At 66.6% G+C, this 24,667-nt stretch carries 20 protein-coding genes; 8 read left to right on the top strand and 12 right to left on the bottom strand.

Translation table 11 applies throughout. The features are described from left to right. Positions 1-5 precede the first annotated feature (5 nt). From AU197_RS14170 to AU197_RS14150, 5 genes are all read right to left on the bottom strand, one after another. Positions 6-326, bottom strand: a complete 321-nt coding sequence (locus tag AU197_RS14170; RefSeq protein ID WP_064403341.1) for an STAS domain-containing protein — start codon at positions 324-326, stop codon at positions 6-8. After that, positions 326-4,492 carry a SpoIIE family protein phosphatase gene (locus AU197_RS14165; protein ID WP_064403340.1) on the bottom strand — a complete coding sequence of 1,389 codons (4,167 nt, stop codon included), beginning with the start codon at positions 4,490-4,492 and terminating at the stop codon, positions 326-328. The genes AU197_RS14170 and AU197_RS14165 overlap by 1 nt, the downstream gene beginning before the upstream one ends. After that, positions 4,489-4,839 (bottom strand): STAS domain-containing protein, encoded by a 351-nt coding sequence (locus AU197_RS14160; RefSeq protein ID WP_064403339.1) that lies wholly within the window; start codon positions 4,837-4,839, stop codon positions 4,489-4,491. Before AU197_RS14160 ends, AU197_RS14165 begins: the two co-directional genes overlap by 4 nt. Before the next feature lie 112 nt (positions 4,840-4,951). Then, on the bottom strand, positions 4,952-5,620 hold the full coding sequence (locus tag AU197_RS14155; protein ID WP_064403338.1) for a PAS and ANTAR domain-containing protein: 669 nt from the start codon (positions 5,618-5,620) through the stop codon (positions 4,952-4,954). Between the two features lie 69 nt (positions 5,621-5,689). After that, positions 5,690-8,581 carry an MMPL family transporter gene (locus AU197_RS14150; protein ID WP_082696673.1) on the bottom strand — a complete coding sequence of 964 codons (2,892 nt, stop codon included), beginning with the start codon at positions 8,579-8,581 and terminating at the stop codon, positions 5,690-5,692. A 735-nt stretch (positions 8,582-9,316) separates the two neighbouring features. Here AU197_RS14150 and AU197_RS14145 point away from each other — a divergent pair. Next, positions 9,317-10,879: a hypothetical protein gene (locus AU197_RS14145; protein WP_064403337.1), complete on the top strand. Its 1,563-nt coding sequence runs from the start codon at positions 9,317-9,319 to the stop codon at positions 10,877-10,879. Positions 10,880-10,943: 64 nt separating this feature from the next. On the opposite strand, the gene AU197_RS14140 is transcribed toward AU197_RS14145, so the two are convergent. Beyond that, positions 10,944-12,704: an N-acyl-D-amino-acid deacylase family protein gene (locus AU197_RS14140; RefSeq protein WP_064403336.1), complete on the bottom strand. Its 1,761-nt coding sequence runs from the start codon at positions 12,702-12,704 to the stop codon at positions 10,944-10,946. A gap of 94 nt (positions 12,705-12,798) precedes the next feature. On the opposite strand from AU197_RS14140, the gene AU197_RS14135 reads away from it, so the two are divergent. Then, positions 12,799-14,145, top strand: a complete 1,347-nt coding sequence (locus AU197_RS14135; RefSeq protein WP_064403335.1) for an aromatic ring-hydroxylating oxygenase subunit alpha — start codon at positions 12,799-12,801, stop codon at positions 14,143-14,145. Beyond that, positions 14,117-14,755: a TetR/AcrR family transcriptional regulator gene (locus tag AU197_RS14130; RefSeq protein WP_064403370.1), complete on the top strand. Its 639-nt coding sequence runs from the start codon at positions 14,117-14,119 to the stop codon at positions 14,753-14,755. Before AU197_RS14135 ends, AU197_RS14130 begins: the two co-directional genes overlap by 29 nt. Positions 14,756-14,768: 13 nt before the next feature. Here the strand turns inward: AU197_RS14130 and AU197_RS14125 are convergent, their stop codons facing one another. The 4 genes from AU197_RS14125 to AU197_RS14110 are packed head-to-tail and all read right to left on the bottom strand — an operon-like array spanning position 14,769 to position 19,631. Beyond that, on the bottom strand, positions 14,769-15,179 hold the full coding sequence (locus tag AU197_RS14125) for a Zn-ribbon domain-containing OB-fold protein (protein ID WP_064403334.1): 411 nt from the start codon (positions 15,177-15,179) through the stop codon (positions 14,769-14,771). Between the two features lie 3 nt (positions 15,180-15,182). Further along, positions 15,183-16,391 (bottom strand): thiolase family protein, encoded by a 1,209-nt coding sequence (locus tag AU197_RS14120; protein ID WP_064403333.1) that lies wholly within the window; start codon positions 16,389-16,391, stop codon positions 15,183-15,185. 19 nt (positions 16,392-16,410) lie between these two features. Beyond that, positions 16,411-18,627, bottom strand: a complete 2,217-nt coding sequence (locus AU197_RS14115; RefSeq protein WP_064403332.1) for an acyl-CoA dehydrogenase family protein — start codon at positions 18,625-18,627, stop codon at positions 16,411-16,413. Next, complete coding sequence (locus tag AU197_RS14110; protein WP_064403331.1) at positions 18,624-19,631, bottom strand: NAD-dependent epimerase/dehydratase family protein; 1,008 nt, start codon at positions 19,629-19,631, stop codon at positions 18,624-18,626. The genes AU197_RS14115 and AU197_RS14110 overlap by 4 nt, the downstream gene beginning before the upstream one ends. 121 nt (positions 19,632-19,752) lie before the next feature. Between AU197_RS14110 and AU197_RS14105 the strand changes: the two genes are divergently transcribed. From AU197_RS14105 to AU197_RS14090, 4 genes are all read left to right on the top strand, one after another. Continuing rightward, on the top strand, positions 19,753-20,325 hold the full coding sequence (locus AU197_RS14105) for a TetR/AcrR family transcriptional regulator (RefSeq protein ID WP_064403330.1): 573 nt from the start codon (positions 19,753-19,755) through the stop codon (positions 20,323-20,325). Continuing rightward, positions 20,322-21,188, top strand: a complete 867-nt coding sequence (locus AU197_RS14100; RefSeq protein WP_156434422.1) for an alpha/beta fold hydrolase — start codon at positions 20,322-20,324, stop codon at positions 21,186-21,188. Before AU197_RS14105 ends, AU197_RS14100 begins: the two co-directional genes overlap by 4 nt. 249 nt (positions 21,189-21,437) lie before the next feature. Further along, positions 21,438-21,653: a three-helix bundle dimerization domain-containing protein gene (locus tag AU197_RS14095; protein ID WP_502687881.1), complete on the top strand. Its 216-nt coding sequence runs from the start codon at positions 21,438-21,440 to the stop codon at positions 21,651-21,653. Positions 21,654-21,767: 114 nt separating this feature from the next. Further along, complete coding sequence (locus AU197_RS14090; protein WP_064403329.1) at positions 21,768-22,613, top strand: mycofactocin-coupled SDR family oxidoreductase; 846 nt, start codon at positions 21,768-21,770, stop codon at positions 22,611-22,613. A 6-nt stretch (positions 22,614-22,619) separates the two neighbouring features. Here AU197_RS14090 and AU197_RS14085 read toward each other — a convergent pair whose 3' ends face one another. Then, complete coding sequence (locus AU197_RS14085; RefSeq protein WP_064403367.1) at positions 22,620-23,471, bottom strand: SDR family oxidoreductase; 852 nt, start codon at positions 23,469-23,471, stop codon at positions 22,620-22,622. Positions 23,472-23,693: 222 nt separating this feature from the next. Here AU197_RS14085 and AU197_RS14080 point away from each other — a divergent pair, with 222 nt between their 5' ends. Continuing rightward, positions 23,694-23,957, top strand: coding sequence for a hypothetical protein (locus AU197_RS14080; RefSeq protein ID WP_064403328.1), 264 nt, complete (start codon positions 23,694-23,696; stop codon positions 23,955-23,957). 65 nt (positions 23,958-24,022) lie between these two features. Here the strand turns inward: AU197_RS14080 and AU197_RS26460 are convergent. Beyond that, the coding region (locus tag AU197_RS26460) for an HNH endonuclease signature motif containing protein (RefSeq protein WP_197415539.1) at positions 24,023-24,667 on the bottom strand (645 nt) is incomplete at its 5' end.

The raw sequence follows: 24,667 nt of genomic DNA, 5'->3' as shown, positions 1-24,667 counted from the left end.
CCTGTTCAGTCACCCTCTGCCGCTTGCACATCGGCAACCGACGTCAGCCCGCTGATCGTCAGCACCGACATCAGGATCGGGTTGGCGACGATCCTGCGAATCTGCGCGGCGTGATCGAACAGCACGTTGATCGCCCCGCTGTCGAGATATTCGACCGCGGTCAGATCGACCGTCAACCGCCCTGCCTCCTGGCTCCGCATGCCCACGGCGGCAGCGATGGCATCGGTGAACGTGTCGATGTTGCTCAGGTCGAGTTCGCCCGCTGCGCTGAGCACCGCGGTGCCGTCGACCCGACGGTCGGTGCGCACGGTGAGCGGCGTGGGCATCAGGCGATCCTGGCGTGGAGGTCGATCGTCGTACCGGAGTCGCCCGTCTCGATCGTGACATCCTGCATCAGCGCCCGCATCAGCGCGATCCCGCGGCCGCGATGGGCTGCGGGATCGGCGTGGGGTACTTTCCACACCCCGGTGTCGGCGATGGTCAGGTGAAGTCGGTTCGCCAGCACGGTCGCATGCAGACGCACGGTGCCGCCGGGACGATCACGGTGTCCATGCTCGATCGCGTTGGCCAGCGCCTCTCCGGTGGCGATCAACACGTCCAGCGTCTGGCCCGGATCCACCCCCGCCCGGACCAACCACTTCCGCAGTGCACTGCGTGTGCCGGCCAGTTCCGCGGGGTCGGCACTGAATTCGATCTCCAGCGGCGCCGGTTGGCGGTACAGCATGAGCGCGACGTCGTCCTGATATCCGTGAATCGGGGTCAGCTGGGTCATGATCTCGTCGGCCAGGTCGTCGAGCGCTGTGCCGGAATGGCTTTCGAGCACGCCGATGGCCCGGCGAATCCCCTTGTCCAGGGACTCGCGCCGACGCTCCACCAGGCCGTCGGTATAGAGCAGCAACGTCGAGCGGGCCGGCATGACCTGTCGACCCTCCGGACGGATGTGATCGAAGGGCAGGCCGAGCGGGGTGACCGCGGCATCGTCGAGCAACCGGCTCGTGCCGTCGGGAAGCACCATGACCGGAGGCGGATGGCCGGCGCTGGAGTACAGCAACTCACCGGTGTCCGGATCGAGCACGGCGCAGAATGCCGTCGTGCACCGCGCCCCGGGTAACCGCGCCGCGAACCGGTCGAGGGCCGTCAGCGCCGCCGCCGGGCCGGGATGTTCGAGAAGCAGTGCCCGACAGGCACTTCGGAGCTGCCCCATCACCGTGGCAGCGGTCAATCCGTGCCCGACGCAGTCGCCGACGATCAACGCGATACGGCCGTCGTCCAGGTCGACGACGTCGTACCAGTCACCGCCGACCTGCAGGGGGCGGGTGGCCGGCTGGTAGCGCACGGCGAAGCCACTGGAAACCGTCGGACCGAGAATCGCGTGCTGCAGCGCGAGCGCGGTTTCGCGCTGCTGGTCGAGTAGATGGACGCGCTGCAGCCCCTGGCCGAGCCGGCCGGCCAAGACCTCCAGCAGCGTCTTGTCTTCGGGTGTGAACGGTCGGCGCTCGGGCAGCTCGACGTAGACGATGAGCATCCCGCGAGGATGTTGCAGTGCGATGCGCGCGGATCCGGTGTCCGATGCGTCGGCGACGAGCGAGTCGGCGGAGCGCAGCGAGGTGATCGACAGTTTCGTGGCCGCGGGCAGGTCGTGCCACTGGGCAGGCACACCGGAACAGACGAGGCCTGTCGGATCGATCGTCGCGGCGCCGTCGTCGACCGGGAACGTGACGGCGAGGACACGGTGCGCCCGCCACACCTGACGCAGGACGTCGGCTGCTGTGCGCACCGCGTCATCGAGCGTATCCGACTGCGCCAGTTGCTGATTGAGTGCTGCGAGGGCGGCCTCTCGCTGCACTGTGTAGTGCTCGGCGGTGACATCCCGGAAGGTGCCGACCATGACTGGCCTGCCCGTGTCGATCTCCTCGATCCAGTTGTAGGTGAGCGTCACCCACAGTCGGTGCCCGTCGCGGTGCGTGACCGGAACCGTGTGCCTGCCATGCGGTTCACGCAGTATCTGCGACAACATCTCGGTGGCCTGACGGTGCGCGTCCGGATCCGACTCCGCCCTCGGCCACCACGGCTGCACGGGCTCGTACGGTAACCCGTCGACGCCGTATCCCAGGATGTCGGTGAACGCCGCGTTGATCTCGATCACCGTGCCACGCTCGTCGGCAACGAAGAACGCTTCCTGCAGTGAGTCGATCAGCGCGGTGCGCCAGCGGGCGTGATGATTGCGGATCCTGGCGAGTTTGACGTTCGCGCGCACGCGCGCCAGCAGTTCAGCGGCGGCGAACGGCTTGACGAGGTAGTCGTCGGCGCCGGCCTGTAATCCCTCGATGGCGGCTTCCTGTCCGGCACGTGCGGACAGCAGCAGCACCGGTATGGCCGCGGTTCGCGGGTCTGAACGCAATGCGCTGACGAGTTGAAGCCCATCCAGCAGCGGCATCATGACGTCGCTGATGACCACGTCGGGCAGCTCGGCCCGGACCGCGTCGAGCGCTTGCTGACCGTCGGTGACGGCGTCGACGAGGTATCCGTCTTTGCGCAGCATCCGGGCGACGTACTCCCGCATGTCGGCGTTGTCGTCGGCGATGAGGACTCGCGGTGTGGGGCCGGAAACGAGAGGCGAAGAGGCCGAGCCGCCCACCCCCGACGGCGCGTCAAGGGTGGGGCCCTCACCGTCGGACGGCAGCCACCGCAGGGCCTCTTGAAGATAAGGTTCGGCGCCCTGGGCCGTGGTCCGCGCGGCGGGTGTCGAGGCAAGCGCGTCGGCCGGAACGTGTGCGGCGCCGACCGGCACGCGGATCGTGAAGGTGGTACCGACGCCCTCGGTGCTGTCGGCGGTGATGCTGCCGCTGTGGAGTTCGACCAGCTCCTTGACCAACGCCAGACCGATTCCGCTGCCCTCGTTCGACCGGGCCCGCACGTTCTCGATCCGGTGGAATCGTTCGAACAGGCGGGGTATTTCGGCGGCGGCGACCCCGGACCCGGTATCGGAGACTCTCACCACGGCTTCGCCGCCGTCGCGGGACACCGTGACCGAGATGCCGCCGGTGAACGTGAATTTCAGCGCATTCGACAGGAGATTGAAGATCACCTTCTCCCACATGTCGCGGTCGATGTAGACGGCCTCGTCGAGGGGAGGGCAGTCGACGGTGAACGTCAGGCCGGCACGCTCGATCGCCGACCGGAAGACGCTGGCGAGCTCGGCGGTCACACCGCCAAGCTCGACCGGCGCGAAATTCGCCTGCATGCGGCCGGCCTCGATCCGCGAGAAGTCGAGCAGCGTGTTGACCAGCTTGGCGAGTCGTAATCCGTTGCGCCACACGATGTCCAATTCCTCGCGTGCCGGCTCGTCGAGGTCGGCGCCGCGGGTCCGTAGTTCGGCGACCGGGTCGAGGATCAGCGTTAGCGGGGTCCGGAATTCGTGGCTGATGTTGGAGAAGAACGCCGTCTTGGCGCGGTCCAGCTCGGCGAGTTCCTCGGCGCGCTGCTGCTGGGCCTGGTAGTTGCGCGCGCTGCCGATGCCCGCGGCGACGTGCCCGGCGACCAGCGTCACGAAGCCGCGATAGGTCTCGTCGAGCGGGCGGTAACGGTTGAGCGCGGCCACCAGGAAGCCGATCGGGGAACCGCCCTGCTGTTGCAGGGGGACGATCAGCGCGCGTGTGGGTGGGTCGCGCCAATCTCCGGTCGGCAGGTTGGCATAACGGTTGCCGTTGAGCGCGACCACCGTCGTCTCACCGCGCGCGGGTGCGTCCAGCGGCCAACTGGCGTCGTGCCCGGAGCCCACATGCGCCAGCGCGATCCGATGCTCGGCGATGCCGCCGGTGGATCCGGCGAGGCGGGCACCGCCGTCGGCATCGAACAGGTAGGTCAACGTGAACGGGAGATCGCGCAGGTTCTGACCGAGTTGGCGTTCGGCGAACGCCATGATCTCTTCTTCGGTGCGCACGACGCTCGGGTCCGATCCGAGGTCACGCAAGGTCGCCATCTGGCGCTCGCTGATCACCTGCTGGGTGTCTTCGCTGACCACGCACAACATGCCCACGACCAGCCCGTCGTCGTCACGCAGTGGACTGTAGGAGAAGGTGTGGTACGTCTCCTCCTGATAGCCGGAGCGCTCGAGGAAGAGGAGCAGCGCCGAATCCCAGGTCGCTTCTCCGGTGGAGAGCACGCGGTCGATTCGCGGGCCGATGTCTGGCCAGATCTCGACCCACACCTCGCGGGCCGGTCGGCCGAGCGCCCAGGGGTACTTGCGGCCCAACGTGTCCCGTCGGTAGGCGGCGTTGCAGAAGAACGTCAGGTCGGGCCCCCACGCCATCCACATCGGGAATCGCGAGGACAGCAGGATGCTGACCGCGGTTCGCAGGCTCTGCGGCCAGCCGTCCGGCGCCCCCAACGGCGTGGCGGCCCACCGAACTCCGGCCATATCGGGCCCGACCTCGCTGTCTGCCTCGAAAACCGTGGTCAGCCGGTTCTGCCGCCCGCCGGGGTCACTCATCCGTCGACCGCATCGGCCACGGATCCGTACGGTCGCAGAACCTTGTCGAGCTTGGTGACCTCGATGGGGCGGACCACCTCGGGATTGGCGGCCACCAGCCGCACCGCGACTCCGGCTGCCAACCCTTTCTCGTAACACTCGAGGACGGCGTTCAGCCCCGCACTGCCGAAGTAGCCGACCCTGGACAGCTCGACGATCAACAACTTGGCCGGATGTCCATCGGCGGCCTCGACGGCGCGGTCGAAATGGGGTTGCAGCGCTCCGACGCTGTTCGAGTCGATTTCACCGGTTACCGACACGACCACCGCGGTGTCGCGCACGTCCAGGCTCACCTCTATCTGCGCCACGTCATCTCACCTGTCAGCGGCGGAGCGGTGCGCGCGTCTGTCTTGTCATGCCCTGGTGATACCCCGGCCGGGACGACTTCAGTTACGACGCGCATCCGCGGCCCTCGGACACCTACTCGACGCGGGTGTGCGCGGTGAGAAGCAGATGGTCGAACTGCCTTCGCAGATCGTCACGCTGGGGATCGATCGTGCCGAGTTCGGCGACGATCTGCGCGGCGAGTGCGCGCAGCTTGGTGTTCGTGTGCTGGGAGCGCCACATCAGCAGCTCGAACGCGGCTTCGGCATCGATGCGGTAGACGAGCATCAGGGCACCCTTGGCTTGCTCGATCGCTGCTCTGGCCTCGAACAGCTCGGGCAGCGACTCGCTCAACGCCTGGCGGCGGGTGTGGGCGAACGTGTCGGTCAGGTCGATGTAGTAGCCCTCGGTGCCGACCACCGCACCCTTGTCGTCGAGCATCCGGTCGCCGATCACGATGACGGTGTGCAACCTGCCCGCGGTGTCGATGAACCGGTGGCGGCTGGAAAACGAGCCACCCAGGTGCAGCGCGTGGTCGAGGAGGTCCTGCACGTGCTGTCGGTCGTCGGGATGTTTGTGCGACAGCAGCAGCTCGGTCGTCGGCACGACGGCGCCGGGCTCGTACCCGTGCATGCGCGCTACCTCGTCCGACCACTCCCAACGCTGCCCGACGAACCAGAACCGGAACGTGCCGACGTTGCGGTCGGCGAGCGCCCAGTCCGAGGCGGACGGCAGCGGGCTGTCTGCCACGTCCGGGGTCGTCATCTGCCCATCATGGCACCTCAGACGCGCGCTGAGGAGCACGTTCGGAAAGCTTCGCAGCCCCGGTTCGGCTCAGCCGCCGTCGCCGGCCGGCACCGCTGCCCGCTCGGGGAATATGGCGGCCATCCGGCGCTGCGACGCGGGCGTGCGCACCCTCTGCGGCCACCAGAACCACCGACCCAGCAGCGCCGCGATGGCGGGTGTCATGAACGCACGCACGATGAGGGTGTCGAACAGCAGACCCATCGCGATCGTGGTGCCGACCTGGGCGATGCTGCGCAGATCGCCGACCACGAACGAGGCCATCGTCGCGGCGAACACCAGGCCGGCCGAGGTGACCACCTTGCCCGAGCCGGCCATCGCACGAATGATCGCGACCTTGAACCCGTGGTGCAGTTCTTCCTTGAACCGGGACACCAGCAGCAGGTTGTAATCCGAGCCGACCGCCAACAGCAGGATCACCGACATCACCAGCACGATCCAGTGCAGGTGGATGCCAAGCAGATGCTGCCAGACGAGAACGGACAGTCCGAACGACGTCCCCAACGAGAGCAACACCGTTCCGACGATCACCGCGGCGGCCACGACTGCCCGCGTGATGATCAGCATGATGATGAAAATCAAAGCGGCAGCAGATAATCCGGCGATCACCAAGTCGTAGTTGGAACCGTCGCGCATGTCCTTGTACGTTGCGGCGGTCCCTCCGAGGTAGATGGTGGAGCCCTCCAGCGGTGTGCCCTTGATGGCTTCCTTGGCCGCAAGCTTGATCGCGTCGATGTGGTCGATGCCCTCGGGAGTGGCGGGATCGCCCTCATGCTCGATGATGAAACGAACCGACTTGCCGTCGGGCGAGATGAAGTTGTCCATACCACGCTGAAAGTCTTTGTTCTCGAAGGCTTCTGGCGGCAGATAGAACGAGTCGTCGTTCATCGAGGCGTCGAACGCGTCGCCCATGGCGTGCGAGTTCTCCTGCATCGCGGCCATCTGATCCTGCAGCCCCTTCTGCGAGGAGTGCATGGTCAGCATCATGATTTTCATCGTCTTCATGGTCTCGATCTGCTGGGGTAGCAGCAGGATCAGCTGCGGCATCAGGCTGTCGAGGTGTTCGAGATCCGGCACGAGGCGCTGGATGTCGTCGGTCAGCGTGTCAATGCCGTCGAGGGTGTCGAATATGGAACGCAGCGCCCAGCAGATCGGGATGTTGTAGCAGTGCGGCTCCCAGTAGAAGTAGTTGCGAACGGGCCGGAAGAAGTCGTCGAAATCGGCGATGTGGTCCCGCAGTTCGGCGATGTGGACCGTCGTGGTCTTGGTTTTCTGGACCATGCTGTGGGTGGTGTCGGCCATCTGCTGCATCAGGCTGGCCATCTTTTCCATCTGGTCGATGGTCGACTGCATCTCGTCGGCTTGAACCAGCATGTCGGCCATCCGGTCCTGCAGATACTTCTGGTTGAGCTGATTCGTGGTGCCTTGCATGCTGAGCAGGAAGGGAATCGTCGTGTGCTCGATCGGCTTACCCTGCGGCCGGGTGATGGTCTGCACGCGTGCGATGCCGGGTACGCGGAAGATCCCCTTGGCGATCTTGTCGATCACCAGGAAGTCGGCGGAGTTGCGCAAATCGTGGTCGCTTTCGACCATCAGCAGTTCGGGATTCATCCGGGCGGCGTCGAAATGCCGATCGGCGACGTCGTATCCGATGTTGGACGGGGTGTCTGCGGGAAGGAAGTGCCGCCCGTCGTAGTCGACCTTGTATCCGTTGAGCGCGAGCAAGCCCACGAGTGACAACGCACAGGTCGCGACGAGAACCGGCCCCGGCCACCGCACGACGATGATGCCGACCCGTCGCCAACCGCGGGAGTTGATGGGCCGCTTCGGTTCAAAGAGTCCGAACCGACCGCCGACGACGGTGATGGCCGGGCCGAGTGTCAAGGCGGCGATCACCGCGACGAGTACGCCCACCGCGCACGGCACCGCCATGGTCTGGAACCAGGGCAGCCTGGTGAACTTCAAGCACAGCAGCGCTCCGGCGATGGTGAGTCCCGAAGCCAGCACGACGTGCGCGGTGCCGTGGAACATCGTGTAGTACGCGGTTTCTTTGTCCTCGCCGAGTTGCCGCGCCTCTTGGTACCGGCCGATGAGGAAGATCGCATAGTCGGTGCCCGCCGCGATCGCGATCAAGGTGAGCAGACTGGTGGCGAACGTCGAGAGCCCGATGAGCCCGGTGTTGCCGAGGAACGCGACGATGCCGCGGGAGGCGCCGAGTTCGACGAACACCATCAACAGGATCAGCACCATCGTGGCGATCGAACGGTAGACGAACAGCAGCATCACCGCGATGACGATCAGCGTGGCGATGGTCGCCTTGGCGGCCCCCTTGTCACCGGCGACGCGCTGGTCGGCGTTCAGCGCCGCCCCGCCGGTCACATAAGCCTTGATGCCCTGCGGGGCGGGGGTTTCGGCGATGATGTCGCGCACCGCTTGGATCGACTCGTTGGCGATCGTCTCGCCGATGTTGCCGCGCAGGTAGATCTGGACGTATGCGGACTTGCCGTCGGCGCTCTGCGCCCCGGCCGCGGTCAGCGGGTCGCTCCAGAAATCGGCGACGTGCTCGATGTGGCCGGGGTCGGCTCGCAGCCTCTTGATCAGTTCGTCGTAGTAGTGGTGCGCGTCGGCGCCGAGCGGTTTGTCGCCCTCCAAAATGACCATCGCGTTGCTGTCGGAGTCGAACTCCTCGAAGTTCGCGCCGACGCGCTGCATCGCGATGAAGGCCGGCGCGTCGTGGGCGTTCATCGACACGGTGTTGGCTTCGCCGACCTTCTCCAGCGACGGGACGAACACGTTCGTGACCGCGGTCAGCACGATCCAACCGATGATGATCGGCACCGAGAGCACCCGGATGGCATGCGCGATGCGCGAACGCTCGACCTGCGTTCCGGGCGGAGTTCGAGCTGGTCGAATCATGCTCATCCCATGGCCCTTCGGTGGCGCGCCTGTCGCAGGCCGACCGCGTCCCCATGACCCGTCCACCGTGCGTTCGTATATCTAGCCTGTCGAATTATCGGCTGTCAATCGTTGAAGCGCAGCTCGTACCACATTTGCGCGACAGCGATGCCACGAGCATGTCGTGCGGCTCGGCGACCGCGGCGTCATCGCATGGCCCGCGATCGGGCGAACGCGTCGCCACCCGCTGCTGAGATCTCTTTGCCCAACGTGTTGTCCCTGCGCCCGAGGCGGCGTTTGTGCGAAGTGCCGGCGCCGGCGCGTCACCAAAACCCTGGCGACGCCGCAATCGCCGCCTCAGCAACTCCCGGGCCGGTGCTGAGCAGACCGGAGTTACGACGTGGCGCACGTCACGGCACTGCTGGCGAGGTAGGCCTGGCCGATGAGCGACTCTCGTGTAAGTTGCCTTGAGATTGCTGTGTGAATCGGCAACTACCACGCCTCAGCTGCGATATGCCGAGTTATGGCGCATGGCGCACGCCGTCGAGCCGGCCAGCATAACCCGCGCTATTTAGTGGACCCAATCACTTGCCTCTTAGGATAGGCTCAGCTAATCTTCAGCTGCCATTTGGCAAATTAACAGGCACAACAGGAGAAAACGTGCAACTAGCAGTTCAGGCCGGTCCGCCGGTTCAGGACCTCCCACCCAGTTACTCACCACCGAGTCGACGCAACTCCAAGCTGTTGGTTGCTAGCGTCGCAATGGCAAGCGCGGGTGTGATCGCGGTCAGCCCGGTGGCCCCCCCGATGCCCACCGTTGAAGACGTCCAGGAGCGCGTGGCGCACGCCGCGGTCCAGCTCACGGCGGCCAGCAATCCGCTCCTTGTGTGGGGACAGGCCATCGCCAACACCTTCGGAAGCCTGGAGACGCTGACCGGCGACGGCACCAACGCGAACCTCAACCTTCTGCGGGAGCTGAGCACCGGCTACATCTTCCGGGAGGCAGCGAATGTCCTGATTCTGAACACCCTCAACCCGGGTCCTCTGCTCGATCAGGTCCTCAATTTCAACTCGAACTTCGGTCCCGTGATCACCACGGCCCTCGAGGGCACCTTCGAGGGGCTGAGGCTGGCAGCCGAGCAGTTCCCCGGCGTGATCACCGAGTCGCTGAACCACCTGTCGAAGGGCGAGTTCTTCGAAGCGTTCTCCAAGGTCAATGGTTGGTTCGTGCTCCGGGTGCTGGGTGGAGTACGGCCGCTGATCGATATCTTCTCCATCCCCGCCGACTTCGTGGGAGCCCTCCCCGGCGCGGAGAAGTTGCCCGCACTGCTCGACGTGATCTCCGAGTTCGCGGTCACCAAGGCGATTTTCGAACCGATCCTCGGCTCGATCGTCCAGTCGACGGAGATCCTTGACGCCACCCGTGAGGCATTGGCCGCAGGAAACATCACGGATGCCGTCACCAACCTGGTGAACCTGCCGGTGCTGGCGCTCAACGCTCTGGTCAATGGATTCACTCCGGCCACCTCCCCCTCGGAGTGGCAGGGTCTGCTCGACCGCGGTCTGTTCACCTACCTCGCGGTCACGCTGCCCAACCAGATCGCCAACGCGATCGCGCCTCCGGCCCCGTCGACCCTCGGTGCCCTAGGCGGCCCGGCCGAGTTCCGCTTCGGCGGTGACCTCGTTCCGATCAGCCTGGCCGAGGGCGAGGGTGAGAACGAAGGCGCTGGCGAAGGCGAAGGTCCGGCCGCCGGCGAAGGTGTCGGTGAAGGCGCCGGCGAGGACGTCAACGCAGGCACGGGCGAGGACGTCACCGCAGGCGAAGGCGAGGGCACCGGCGAGGAGTCGGGCGAAGCAGGCGCCGGCGAGGAGTCGGGCGAAGGTGCTGACGAGACCTCGGGCGAAGAGTCGGGCGAAGGCACCGGCGAGACCTCGGGCGAAGGCACCGGCGTGGGCTCGAACACCAACACCGGCAGCAACACCTCGGGCATCAGCACCAGCCGGGGCGACGGCACCGGCACGGGCAGCACCACTGGCTCGACCGGCACGACCGGCTCGACGACGGGCACCGGCTCTACCGGCAGCACCGGATCGACCACCGGCACCGGCTCGACCGGCTCGACCACCGGCACCACCGGCTCGACCGGCTCGACCACCGGCACCACCGGCACCACCGGCTCGACCACCGGCACCACCGGCTCGACCACCGGCACCGGCTCGACCGGCACCACCGGCTCCGGTTCGGGCACCGGCTCCGGCTCCGGCTCGGGCAGTGGCTCCGGCTCCGGCTCGGGCAGTGGCTCCGGCTCCGGCAGCGGCAACTAGGTAGTACGACGGTGGCGGCCCCTCGGCGACGGGGGGCCGCCTCTCGTTTGTGGTGAGGCCGGGGTCAGCGGGCGCCGCGCACAAGGCGGCCCGGCCGGGCACCGGTGTCGACCCCATCGCGGCGCGTCACCACGCCGCTGACGATCGTCGCGGTGTAACCGGACGCGCCCTGCACCAGCCGCTGACCGCCCGCTGGGAGGTCATAGGCCATCCGCGCGGGATGCAACGTCAGCGCATCCATGTCGATGACATTGACGTCGGCCTTCTTCCCCACCTCGATGACCCCGCGATCGCTCAGCCCGAACAGCTGCGCCGTGTCGCGGGACTGCTTGCGCACGACGTATTCGAGCGGCAGCTTCTCGCCGCGGTGACGGTCCCGCGCCCAGTGCGTGAGCAGGAACGTCGGATACGAAGCGTCACAGATCATTCCGCAATGTGCGCCGCCGTCGGACAAACCGACCACACCCGCCGGATGCAGCAGCATCTCCCGAATCGCGTCGTGGTTGCCGTAGAAGTAGTTGTAGAACGGCAGCATCAGCATCGCGGTCGCGTTGTCCTCGAGCATCAGGTCGTACAGCGTGGACAGCGGATCATCGCCGCGATCGCTGGCGATCTTCTCGACCGTGCGTTCCACGGTCGGTTCGTAGTCCGGCGGATCGCCCAACGCATAGATGCGGCCGAGCGAATACTGTACGAGCGCGAACATGCCGTCGAACAACACGTTTGGATCGGCAGGCAGATCCTCGTCAGCCAGGATCGCGGCCTTGACCGCCGGGTCGGCGAGGCGCGAAGACAACTCTTCGCGGCTGCATTCGGCCTTCAGCTTGCGGAACGTCGGGCGGTGGGTGAACGCGTGGTGGCCGGGGAAGCCAAACAGCATTCCGAACGGGCGCGCCGCGATCTGCGGGTAGAGCTCACTGCCCGCGGCGTGTGCGTCCGCCGAGATGTCGAGCTGTTCCCGCCACAGATCGGGCGCCGCATCGACCTGGATCATCCCGAACGAGATCGGACGGTCGATCTCGGCGGCCAGGCGCTTCATCCATTCTAGTTCCTTCTTCGGCGCGATGATGTCTTCGCCGGCGACGCCTTGGGGCGCCAACTCGAAGACTGCCCGCCCGCCCGCGGCCATGGCGCGGCCGAGGCCGAACAGTTCGTCCTCGGCGGCGAAGGTGCCCGGAACGGGTTCGCCGTCGATCGCGCGATGCCCCAGCGTGCGTGACGTCGAGAAGCCCAGTGCGCCCGCCTCGATGCCTTCCTGCACGAGGCGCGCCATCGCCGCGATGTCGTCAGGCGTGGCGGGCTCGTTGCGGGCGCCGCGCTCCCCCATCGCATACGCGCGAACCGCACCGTGGGCGATCTGACTGCCGACGTCGACGGCGAACTCCTTTTCCCCGACGGCATCGAGGTATTCCGGATAGCTCTCCCACCCCCACGTGATGCCCTCGGTCAGCGCGGTGCCGGGGATGTCCTCGACGCCCTCCATCAAGCCGATCAGCCAGTCCTCCTGACCCGGGCGCACCGGCGCGAACCCCACTCCGCAGTTGCCGGTCACCACGGTCGTCACACCGTGGCCGCTGGAGGGCTCGAGCTTGCTGTCCCAGCTGACCTGCCCGTCGTAATGGGTGTGGATGTCGACGAATCCGGGCGCGACGACTTTCCCGGTCGCATCGATCGTCTCGGCGGCCTCGCCCTCGAGTGCAGTATCGCCGGGTCCGCGGCGGCGCACTTCGACGATTTTGCCGTCCCTGATGCCGATGTCTGCCGTGAACCGGTCCGCCCCTGTGCCGTCGACGACGGTTCCGCCGGTGATCTTCAGGTCGAACACGATTAGCCCTCCGCATCCAGGTTTCAGCCGCTAATGTCGGGCACTGTAACACCGTTACAGAGGGCTTGGCGGCGACTTCGAAAGGACACCGTTCGTGACGCACACTGCGCAAGAAGTCCGGCGCGAAGACGCGATCGGCGTCCCCCCCGCGCGGCCCACCCTGGTGCCCGCCGAGCGGTACCACTCCCCCGCGTTCGCGGCGCTCGAGGTCGAGCGCATGTGGCCGAGAGTGTGGCAACTGGCCTGCACGATCGATCATGTCGCCGAGCCCGGCGATTACTTCGAATATCGTTGCGGCCCATACTCCGTGCTGATCGTCTGCGGAGACGACGGCGTACTGCGGGCGTTTCAGAACGTATGCCGGCACCGCGGCAACTCGCTGTGCTCCGGCGCGGGCTCGGGTCTGCGCGAACTGCGGTGCGGGTACCACGGCTGGACCTGGGACCTCGCCGGCTCACTGCGACGGGTCCCTAACCGCAAGGGGTTCGGCGCACTGCACATGTCCGAGCTTCCGCTGGTCCCGGTCGCCGTCGACACCTGGGAGCGGCTGGTGTTCGTCAACCTCGACGTCGACGCGATGCCGCTGCTCGACTATCTCGAGGAGATGCCGGCCGACGTGAAGTGGTGCGGGCTCGCCGACTTCCGCTGCTATGCCACGATGACGATCGACGTCGATGCCAACTGGAAGACGATCGCCGACGGATACAGCGAGACCTACCACATCCAGACCTTGCACCCCGAGCTGCACCGGTGCATGGACGATGTCTACGCTCCGCAGACGATCTGGGGTCACACGGGCAAATCCGAACAGCTGTACGGCGTTCCGAGCCCGCATCTGAAACAGCCGCTCGGCGACGACGATGTGTGGGACGCGTATGTGTGCACGCAGGGGGCATTGATGGGCGTCGAGGAGGGCACCCCGCTGCCCGACGACCGAGAACCCGGCGCATCGGTGGCCGACGTCATCGCCGCCCGCACCCGCGCATTCGCCGCATCCCGCGGTGTCGATCTGCAATGGGCGGACACCGAGCAGGTCATGCGGCTGCACCAGTACAACGTGTTCCCCAACATGACGCTGCTGATGAATGCCGACCATCTGACGGTGATGACCTCACATCCGGGACCAGACCCGGACCACGGCGAGTTGGTGATGCTGCTGTGGACACGAATGGCACCCGGAGCGCCCCGTACGAAGCCTGTCGACGTGCGAATGAAGGCCGAGGAAGCACACCCGGGACTGGTTCTCACCCAAGACATCTCGGTCTTGGCCGGTTTACAACGAGGCCTGCGCCAGCCGGGCTTGAAGCATCTGACGTTGTCCAACGAGGAACGCCGCGTGATCAACATGCACCGCAACCTCGAGCGTTACCTCGACCTGCCCGAGTCGCAACGGATGACCGGGGGTGAGCCCGGTGACGTCGCGACGCGGACCGGCCGCTAGGGCACAGGAGGCCATCAGCGCGGGGGTCATCCTCGATGCCGCCGCCCGGATGATCGAACTGCACGGTGTGGACGGCTTCACCATGCGCGGGCTGGCCGATCAGCTTGGTGTGGCGGTGACATCGATCTACTGGCACGTCGGCGGCCGCGACAAGCTGTTCGACAGCCTCGTGGATCGGCTGCTCGACGAAATGGCACATCTGCCCTCCGCCGGTGACAACGCGGTCGACCGCATCGCGTCACTCGCGCACGCTCAACGGCGGGCACTCATCAAGAGACAACATCTGCTCGCCATCGCCCACGAACGTGACCAGACACCTCGGTTGTTCCTGCCGGTTCAGCAGGCATTGGCGGCCCAACTCGCCGAGCTCGGTGTGACCGGCCACGATGCCGCCCTGGTGCTGCGCGCGGTGGAGGTGCATGTCATTTCGTCTGCGGTCATGCAGTTCTCGGCCGTGCGCGGCGAGAAGCACGACGAGGAGGACCCGTCGTTGTGGACCGACGACTGGCCCGACCGTGCGCTTGTCGAAGCGCTGCAGTCACCCACCGACTACGACGCGGTGTTCGCCTACGGCCTGGAAGCGCTGCTGGGCCCGCTGCGGCGAAGGTGACGCGATGGGCTGCCTACGCGGATGTGTAGCGCAGCATCGTCACGTCGTGCTCGGCGTAGTCGAAGAACACCGGTTTGACCCGCATCCCGACCTTCAGCGTCTCGGGTTCGACGTCGACCAGCTCGGTCGAAAATCGCGGTCCCTCATCCCATTCGACGATCGCCAGCAGCTGCGGCACCGCATCGGCGAAATGCGGCCCGACGGGGCGCCGTGCCACCGTGTAGGAGTACAGCGTGCCCATCCCGGAGATCTCGCGCCACTCGAGATCGTCGGCGAGCGTCCGCGGCGCCCGCACCCTCGGATAGAACACGTACGCATCCGAAGACGGTGAGTACTGGATCATGATGCGGTGCTGGGCCAGGGCATCCCAAAAGGGCGCGGTGGTCGGTGTTTTCACCGGCATGGGCCGCTCGAAGGTGGTCACGGATCAGTCTCCTTGGAGGATCAGGGCGGTCTGCTCGGACAGGATCCCGCCGTTACCGGACACGAACGCGCGATTGCAGTCGGGCACCTGTGCGGATTCGGCCCTGCCCATGATCTGGCGGGTCGCGTCGCAGACGTGATGCATCCCGCCCGCGAGGCCGGCCTGGCCGAAACCGAGCTGGCCCCCCGCGGTGTTGAGCGGGAAGTCACCGCGGAACGTGAGGTCGTGGTCGGCGACGAACTGCATGCCCTTGCCCTTGTCACAGAACCCCGCGTCCTCCAGCGAGAGCAGCACGGTGATCGTGTAGCAGTCGTAGATCGAGACCATGTCCATATCGGCGCGGGTCAGATCGGTCATGCCGAACGCGGTCGCGGCGGCCTCCGCCATCGGCGTGTGCAGGAGATCGGCCGCGTACGTGGGGGTCTTGAACGGGACGTGCTCACCGAAACCCTTGATCCACACCGGTCTGTTGCGCGCCCGTTTGGCGATGTCCGCGCTGGCGACGACCACCGCGGCGCCGCCCACACACGGCATCACGATCTCGAGCATGTGCAACGGGTCGGCGATGACCGGGCTGGCCAGCACATCGTCGACGGTCAGCATTTTCTCCCTCCAGATCGCGCCCTCGGTGTGGTTGGCGTTGACGCGCTGATCGACGACGATCTTGGCCATCGCCCGCTCGTCATAGCCGTAGACCGCCCCGTATCGGGTGGCCACCTGACCGTATGGGCCGTTCTGCCCCAGGTTGCCGTACGGGATCTCGAATTCGGCCTGCGGCGAACCGTATTGATTGCTCGACGACCCGAAGAACACGGCGTCCACCAACGGCTTCGGCTTCTTCTCCGACATCGGGGTGATGTACCGCGCGGGCAGCGCGCACAGCACCACGTCGCACAACCCCAGCTCGACCGCCGCGGCCGCCCGCCACACCATTGCCGCCGCGCTCGCCCCGCCGAGGTCGACGAGCTCCGCGAAGTTGGCTCGCACGCCCAGGTATTCGGCGATCGTGGACGGTACGAATATCTCCGACTCGGCCAGATGCGAGGTGACGATGCCGTTGACGAGCTCTGCTGACAGCCCGGCGTCCTGCAGCGCAGCCGATGCCAATTCCGCCCACTGTTCGAGGGTGAACGGCGCGGGGGTGGCCTTGTTCATCCGCTCCGGCGGGAGTTCGACGTAGCCGACGATCGCGGCTTCACCACGTAGTCCCATGGGTGTCCTTCTCGGTTGATTACTTGCGTGGAAGCCCGAGGATCATCTGGGCGATGATGTTGAGCTGAATCTCCTTGGTGCCGCCGCCGATCAGCTCGGCGGGCACTCGCAAATACGGTGTGACGACGTCGGAATCGGCGGCCATCGCCGACCGGCCCGCCGCGCCGAGTGTCGCCGGAAACGTGCGTCGCAGCAGCACGTTCATCGCGACCTTGGCGATGCTGGATGCCGGCCCCGAGCCCTGTCCGTCGAGTAACCGAATGGTCTCGCGCACACCGAGCGCCTTGATCGCGTTGGCGTAGGCGTCGAGTTCGCCGAGTTCACGTAGCGCGTCGCGTGCACCAGTGTCTGCCGCGGCGATCCGACGCAATGGCGCGGCCCTGTCGTACTCCACGTAACCGCTGATGGCCGAACGCTCCTCCGCCATCGTGGCGATCGCCAGCGCCCATCCTCCGGTCGGTTCACCGAGCAGCATTTCGTCGGGGACGAAGACGTCGTCAAGGAAGACCTCGTTGAACTCCTGTTCCCCGCTGGCCTGCTTGATCGGCTGGATCTCGATTCCGGGTGAGCGCATGTCGACGATGAAATAGCCGATGCCCCGATGTTTCGGGGCGGCCGGGTCGGTCCGGGCCAGTAGCGCCCCATAGTCGGCCCGGTGCGCCGACGAGGTCCAGATCTTGTGTCCGTGAATGCGCCATCCGCCGTCGACCTTGGTCGCGCGCGTGGCCAACGCGGCGAGGTCGGACCCTGCGCCCGGCTCGCTGAACAGCTGGCACCATGCCAGCTCACCGCGCTGGGTCGGCGGGATGAGTTGATGCTGCAGCTCTTTCGAGCCTGCCTTGATCAGTGAGGGCAGTATCCATTCGGCGATTCCCAACGACGGTCGTACCACGGCGGGCCGCTTGCCGAATTCCTCGTCGATGATCAGCTGCTGCAGCGGGCTGGCCTCGATGCCCCAAGGCTGCGGCCAATGAGGTGCGACCAACCCTGCGTCGGCGATCGCGGTGCGCTGCGCCCCCGTGGCGAAGTGCTCGTAATCGCCCTGACGGCCCTGGCCGTCGTTGCGCAGCGCCGCGGCCTTGTCGAGGGTTTCGGCGATCCGGCCGCGGAACGCGGCTTCGGCCTCACCGAGGTCGACCGAGAAGTCGCGATCGTGAGTGGTGGTCAGCTCACCCAGTCGTTCGGCCCAGCGATTCCGGTGGCCGAGCGACGCCGACAGGCTGGTGGCGCGCCGCCAGTAGAGGTGCAGGTCGTGTTCCCAGGTGAAGCCGATGGCGCCGAACATCGTCAGCGTGTCCAGGGCAAGTTCGGGGCACGGCGCGACGGCCATCAGCGCGGCACCGGCCGCAGCCATTGCGTGTTGGTCGATCGGTTCGGACGCCGCGCGCACCGCGTCCCAGGTCGCCGCGACTGCCAACTCGCTGTTGACCAGAAGCATTGCGGCACTGTGCTGCAGCGCCTGGAACGTGCCGATGACCTTGCCGAACTGTTCGCGCGTACGCAGATGTGCGGTGGCGGCCTCGACGCACCACTGTGCGATACCTGCGGTCACGCTCGCCGTCAGCGCGGTGGTGAGGTACTCGGCCCGTTCGGCATCGATACCGTTGAGTACGTCGGTCTTCTCGACCGGATACTCGGTGAGACGCACCCTGCCGAGATCGGTCAGCAGGTCAGTGCCGCGTACGGATTCGACCGTCACCGAGGAGTGCTTCGTATCGACGGTGAGCCAGATCCGATCCCCGCGGTCGGTGACGGCGCAAACCAAAGCGGTTGTCGCCGCGCAAATCCCGGCGAGCAGGCCCGAGTCGCCGTCGATCAACCACCGCTGACCGTCGTCGCGTGCAGTGAACGTCGAGTCGCCGGGCAACGCCGACGCGGCCGCCGCACCCTCGGCGAGGCGGGTCAGCACCGCTTCGGCCGCCGGGGTTTGTTCGGCCAGCAGCGCGACCGCGCCCGTCACCACTGTCGGCAGCAGCGGCCCGGCAAGCGATGTCCTGCCCGCCGCCTCGAGCACACAGGCTGCGTCGAGCAGGCCGCCGCCTTGGCCGCCGTAGCGTTCGGGCAGGTGCACGGCGTGAAAGCCGTTGGCGACGAACTCCTCCCACCATGACGGCAGATGACCCTGCGCGAGCAGGTCGAAAGACTCGCGGGTGGCCGACACCGGGGCACGCCGCGCGGCGAATTGCGCTACCGCTTCGCTGAGTTCCCGTTGCTCAGGACTGAGGGCCAGGCTCACAGGGCCTCCTTGCCGGACCGGCGTGACGCTCGGAAGAAGTGCGCCGCTGCTGCGATCGCATCGGGTGTCGGCGATGGCTGCCAGCCCAACTCGCGTACCGCCTTCGAGTGGTCCATGGGAGACATGATGTTCATCAGCCGGATGTTCAGGGGTGTCAACATGGTGTCACGACCGCGTAGCCGGGCGATCCAGCTGCTCGGATAGCTCGTGGCAGCCATCAACTTGATCGGGACGCCGCGCCGTGGAGGTTCGACTCCCGCGGCGCCACAACCGACTTCGAAGATCTCTCGCGCGCTCATCCACCGCTCGGAAACGATATACCGCTCACCGACCCGGCCGCGCTCACCCGCAAGGATCATGGCTCGGGCGGCGTCCTCGATGCCGACGGTCTCGCTCTCGAAACCGTCGATGTAGAACGGCAGCTTGCCCCGCACGGCCGCCGACAGCAGCCCCCCGTGCGGGGTCGGCAGCCAATCCCCCGCTCCGTAGGTGTTCGAGACGCACATGGCGACGGCTGGAAGGCCCTTCTCCGCGGAGTACCGCAGCACCATCTGCTCGGCCCGCACGCGACTGCGGACGTAGTCGCCGCCGACGTCGAGCCAGTTGTGCGCGGTGGTCTCGTCGGCGGGACCATCGCTTTTTCGGCCGATGGTGGCGATCGAGCTGGTGAACACGAAGCGGTGCAGTCCTGCGTCGACGGCGACGTCCAGCACGGCTTGCAGGCCTTCGACGTTGGTGCGCCACATCGGCGCCGGGTCGAGCAGCCACGGTCGGGCGTCGACGACGCAGTAGTACACGACATCGCACCCCCGCATCGCCGAGCGCACACCGTCCGCGTCGAAGATGTCGCCGCGGCGTACGTCGACCGCCAGGCCGTCGATGCCGCGGGTGGAACTGGTCGGGCGGATCAGCACCCGCACGTCGTCGCCCCGGGCGGCCAACTGCCGGGTGACATGCGAGCCCAGGAATCCGCTGGCGCCGATGACGAGCTTCGTCGACGTCACCGGTGGCCGGCCAATCGCGTCCCTCTCCACTTTCGCGAGACGCAACGTCTCGTCTTGCCAAAGATTATGCAGTGCTGTCACCATCTGTAAAGCCGACCCCCGTCAGATGCGGAGTCAACCGATGGTCACCGAGGCGAGAACGCCCCGCCGCCGAAGCGAGCGGTCCCGAACGGCGATCATCTCGGCCACCAAGGAACTGCTACTGCAGCGCGGGTTCGACGGGTTGAGCATCGAGGCCGTCGCGGCGCGCGCCCGTGTCGGCAAGCAGACGATCTACCGGTGGTGGCCGAGCCGCCCGGCGCTCGTCGCCGATGTGCTGCTCGAGGATGCGGACAAGATCCTGCGGCCCGTCGGGCACACCGATGACCTCATGGCGGATCTGAGCCGATGGTCAACCAGCCTCGCGGCAACACTCACCGGAGACCGCGGCAATGCCATGCTGCGCATCCTCACCGTCGCTGGGATGGAGCACGAGGACGTCAAGGCGCGCATGCAGGCGGGCTTCAGCGCCCCACTGCACGAGGGTGTCAGAGCGCGGTTGTCGGCCGAGGGAATCGAGGACGCCACAGCGCATGCCGCCGCCGACGCCATCGTCGGCGGAATCGTCTACGCGATCCTCATCGAAGGGCGTTCTTTTCGCCGGGGCCGGGCCGAGGAGATCACTGCGACCGTCATCGCCGGGGCATGCCGATGACCATGACTCCCGACGTGTTTCGCGTGCCCGGCACTGGCGGTGTGACGATCGTGGCCGAGCGTATCGGCGACCCGACCGCACCGCCGGTGGTGTTCTTGCACGGCGGCGGGCAAACCCGCCGGTCCTGGGGACGGGCGGCGGCCGCGGTCGCCGCACGCGGATGGCAGGCCGTCACCGTAGACTTTCGCGGGCACGGCGAGTCCGACTGGTCGGCCGACGGTGACTACCGCGTCACCGCGTTCGCCGGGGACGTGCTCGAAGTGCTCCGGCGGCTTCCCGATCGGCCCGTCATCGTCGGCGCCTCTCTTGGTGGTTTCACCGCGATGCTCCTGGCCGGTGAACTCGCGCCCGGTACGGTGCGCGCGATCGTCCTCGTCGACATCGTGCCGGACATGAACCCTTCGGGCGCGTCGCGCATCCACGACTTCATGGCCGAGAAGATGGCCTCGGGCTTCGCATCGCTCGACGAAGTCGCCGACATGATCCAGCAGTACAACCCTCACCGGCCGAGGCCCGCCGACCTCAACGGTTTGAAGACGAACCTGCGACAGCGCGACGGTCGCTGGTACTGGCACTGGGATCCGAAGTTCATCGACGGCACCGCCGCGTTGCCGCCGATCGAAGTGACCGAGGTGGACCGGATGCACGCAGCGGTCGACACGATTCTGCGCAACGACGTCCCGATGCTGCTGGTGCGCGGGCAGATGAGCGACCTCGTGACCGAACAGTGCGCCCGCGAGTTCCTCGGCCGGTTCCCCGACGTCGAATTCGTCGATGTCGGCGGCGCCGGACATATGGTCGCCGGGGATCGCAACGACCTCTTCGCCGAGGCCGTGGTGAACTTCGTCGTCCGGCACACTTAAGGTTGCGCTCGCGAAGTGACTGCACAGCACCGCATTTGGCATAGCGGTGTCCTTCGGACAGCCGCGCGCCGCTGCGAACCTGGTTGATCGAGAGACTGCCCGGCAGCCGCCAAGCCGGCTTGGGTGATGGCCGGCTTCACATTGGCCGCTCGAGGACGTCCACAGCCGCTCACGGTACGAGGATGGGTGAGTGAGATTTCATCCGGTCGCGCCTTGACCGGTTAGCCGCCCCAAGAGCAAGCTGTGCTGGTGATCGAGTTTAGCGAAGAGCAGATCATGGATCAGATCGCCGACCGTCTCTCGGGGTCCTACCCAAGCGTCCCGGCGGATGCCGTGACGCGCCTGGTCCGCGAACAGCACGCCCGCTTCGAGGGTCGCCCCATCCGCGATTTCGTGCCGCTGTTCGTCGAGCGGCAGGCACGTGTCCACCTCGAGCGAATCGAGACCCCTGCCGCCAGGGTCTGACTTCGGTGCGGCCGTGCCGGCAGCGGCGGTACCGACCCTCGTGTTGTGCTGTGCGGCAACCCCTTCGGGACAGCGCGCTTCCATCGACCGTCACTTCCTACGCGAAAGGCAGTAATGACAGAGAACAGGGTCGGTCGAGTCGCCGGCAGGGTCGCGTTCATCACCGGTGCTGCCCGCGGCCAGGGGCGTGAACATGCGGTTCGACTCGCCGAGGAGGGGGCCGACATCATCGCCGTCGACGTGTGCGACGACATCGAGGCCGCCGGTTATCCCGGGCCCACCGAGGCGGACCTCGCCGACACCGCGGCGCTGGTCGAGAAGTCGGGGCGTCGCATCGCGATCGAGAAGGCCGATGTGCGCGATCTCGGGAGCCTTCGCGCGGCCCTCGATCGCGGTGTGGCCGAACTCGGTCCTGTCGACATCGTGGTGGCCAATGCGGGGATCAGCGCCGATCCCGCGCCCGCCGCGATGATTGGGGAATCCGCATGGCAGACAATGCTCGACATCAACGTGACCGGCGTGTGGCACACCGTGAAGGCCGCGCTGCCGTACATGACCAACGGCGGAGGATCGATCATCTTGGTCAGCTCGATGCTTGGCCTTCGCGGCGGTGGCTACATGGCGCACTACGCGTCGGCCAAGCACGCCGTTGTCGGTTTGATGAACTCGCTCGCCAATGAGCTGGCGCCACAGTGGATCAGGGTCAACTCGATCCATCCCGGCAACATTCTCACGCCGATGATCGACAACGAGCACTTTCGTCGCACCGTCCGGCCTGACCTCACCGATCCAACGATGGAGGACGCCACCCAGGTGATCGGCCACTTCCACATGCTGCCGACGCCGATTATCGAGGCCCGTGCCGTCAGCAATGCCGTGTTGTTTCTGGCCTCCGACGAGTCGCAGTACATCACCGGCGCGGCGTTGCCGGTCGATGCGGGGGCCGTCGCCAAGTTCTGAGCGTCGTTATTCGGCGGTCTTGAACCTCGCGAACCGCCACAGGTACGACGGCAACCGCCCTGTGGGCACACACTTCGGCCAGTCTTTAGCGCGGAAGTAGGCGTCGGAACCACCGTCGACGAAAATGATGCTGCCGCAGAGGAAGTCGGCGGAGTCCGACAACATGAACAGCATCCAGTCGGCCAACTGTGCGGGGTCGCCGAACCCGCCGACGGGCACCGGAAAAGCGTTGACCGCCTTCGCCTCGCGCGGTGTGGCCAGTTGCTTCTCCAACAGCGGCGTCATGATGGCACCGGGCGCCAGCGCGTTGAGGCGGATGCCCTCCGAGGCCCATTGGCGTGTCACCGCGGTGTGCCGGACCCATTGGGAGACCGCGATTTTGGAAGCGGCATAGCCGAGTGACGGCGCGACTGGCCCGAACAGCTTCAGGGAGCGCACCGCCTTGTCGGTATCGTCGGCCAAGAGCGCCCGCACTGTGCGCCGCGGCACCGCGGGGGTGGTAGTCGTCGAGTTGCTGCCGATCACCACAACTTTGGCTCGGTCGGCGGCGGCCAGAGCGGGGCGCCATGCCCGCAGCAGATCGACCACGCCGCGATAATTGACCTCGAATATCCGCCGCGTGCTGTCCTTGCCGGGCGTCGGCCCGATTCCGGCCGCCAGCACGGCACCGTCGAGTCGGTCAGATCTGGCCAGCACCTGATCAGCGGCGGCCCGCCGTCCATCGACGGTCGACAGGTCTGCCACGACGTCGCCTTCTTTGACGTCGACAGCGATGACGGTGTGCCCCTGTGCCCTGAGCTTGGTGGCGGCTTGCTGCCCCATGCCGGAGGCGGCCCCGGTGACCACGTACACACCCATCTCGACCATCCCCTGCCGTCGCGCGGTTCTCGCTTACCAGTCGACGGCAGCGTAGCGGTGGGCAGAAGCCCGCCTTCCCAGCGGTCGCGCTCCCCAGGTTCGCGTTGCTGTCGGCGATGCTCGACACCGGTGAACTTGTTGGGATCGGTAGGCCCGGTCCGCGGCTGTACTTCGGTCACGACGAAGCCGCCCCCGGCAACGTGATGACGAGAAGGAAGAGCAATGAACATCGTCCCCACCCGCATCGAAGAGCAGGTCAGCCGCGTCGACCGGACGTACAGCCTGGTGATCGGAATCTCGGCGGGGCTGACCGCGCTCTGGTCGCTCTACCGCGTGCTCTGGCTTTTTTACACGGCAGCGACGTTTTCCAGCGTCGGCTGGTCACCGGTGTCGCTGGTGGTGCCGCTTGTGCTGTGGCTCGTGATCGCTGTCGCCGCGGGGTATGTCGCGGCCGCGTTCCTGATCCGATACGCCAAACAACCCTGACCACGACCGAAGGGGGCCGCAACAAAACGCGGCCCCTTTCGGCGTCAGCCGTCAACCGTCAGCCGTCAGCCGGCGTTGCGGTCATCCCGGTGGTCGTCCCCGTCGTCGGGACACTCTCCGCGGTCGTCGTCTCCCTCGTCGAGACACTCCCCGCGGTCGTCGTCTCCCTCGTCGAGACACTCTTCGCTGTCGTCGTCTTCCTCGCCAGGACACTCTTCGCTGTCGTCGTCTTCCTCGCCAGGACACTCTTCGCTGTCGTTGTCGCCGTCGTCGGGACACTCTGCGCTGTCGTCGTCGTCTCCCTCGTCGGGGATCAGGTAGCGGTTGGGGTGGTGGTAGTTGTTGACGCGGGCTTGGCCGGTGTCGAGCTGCGGCGGAGGAAGCCACGCGGTGCGCCCGTCTTTGCGTATGTAGGTGCGCCAGCCGCCGGGTTTGACCCGCCGATTGTCCGGCCCGCACGCCAGGGTCAGCTCATCGATGTTGGTCTGACCGCCAGCGGCCCAATCGTTGTCTCCGTGATGCACCTGGCACTGGTAAGCCGAGGCGGTGCAGCCGGGTCGGGTGCAGCCCCGGTCGCGGGCAAACAGGGCCAGCCGCTGGGCTTTGGACGCCAAGCGTTTAGCCCGACCCAGGTACAGGATCTCGTCGGTGTGGTCGGCGAAGATCGCCAGATAGTGATGGGCCTCGGCGCCCTGGCGGATCACCTCGCT

This window comes from Mycobacterium sp. IS-1590, assembly GCF_001500025.1.
Classification (GTDB): Bacteria; Actinomycetota; Actinomycetes; order Mycobacteriales; family Mycobacteriaceae; genus Mycobacterium.
Note: the sequence above shows the minus strand (reverse complement) of the source record. Positions and strands in the feature narration are given on the sequence as shown.

Coding starts and splice junctions, on each gene's coding strand:
- AU197_RS14170 (WP_064403341.1), bottom strand. CDS start 326: ATGCCCACGCCGCTCACCGTGCGCACCGACCGTCGGGTCGACGGCACC.
- AU197_RS14150 (WP_082696673.1), bottom strand. CDS start 8,581: ATGAGCATGATTCGACCAGCTCGAACTCCGCCCGGAACGCAGGTCGAG.
- AU197_RS14090 (WP_064403329.1), top strand. CDS start 21,768: ATGACAGAGAACAGGGTCGGTCGAGTCGCCGGCAGGGTCGCGTTCATC.
- AU197_RS14145 (WP_064403337.1), top strand. CDS start 9,317: ATGGCAAGCGCGGGTGTGATCGCGGTCAGCCCGGTGGCCCCCCCGATG.
- AU197_RS14085 (WP_064403367.1), bottom strand. CDS start 23,471: ATGGGTGTGTACGTGGTCACCGGGGCCGCCTCCGGCATGGGGCAGCAA.
- AU197_RS14100 (WP_156434422.1), top strand. CDS start 20,322: ATGACCATGACTCCCGACGTGTTTCGCGTGCCCGGCACTGGCGGTGTG.
- AU197_RS14165 (WP_064403340.1), bottom strand. CDS start 4,492: ATGAGTGACCCCGGCGGGCGGCAGAACCGGCTGACCACGGTTTTCGAG.
- AU197_RS14155 (WP_064403338.1), bottom strand. CDS start 5,620: ATGACGACCCCGGACGTGGCAGACAGCCCGCTGCCGTCCGCCTCGGAC.
- AU197_RS14120 (WP_064403333.1), bottom strand. CDS start 16,391: ATGGGACTACGTGGTGAAGCCGCGATCGTCGGCTACGTCGAACTCCCG.
- AU197_RS14080 (WP_064403328.1), top strand. CDS start 23,694: ATGAACATCGTCCCCACCCGCATCGAAGAGCAGGTCAGCCGCGTCGAC.
- AU197_RS14105 (WP_064403330.1), top strand. CDS start 19,753: ATGGTCACCGAGGCGAGAACGCCCCGCCGCCGAAGCGAGCGGTCCCGA.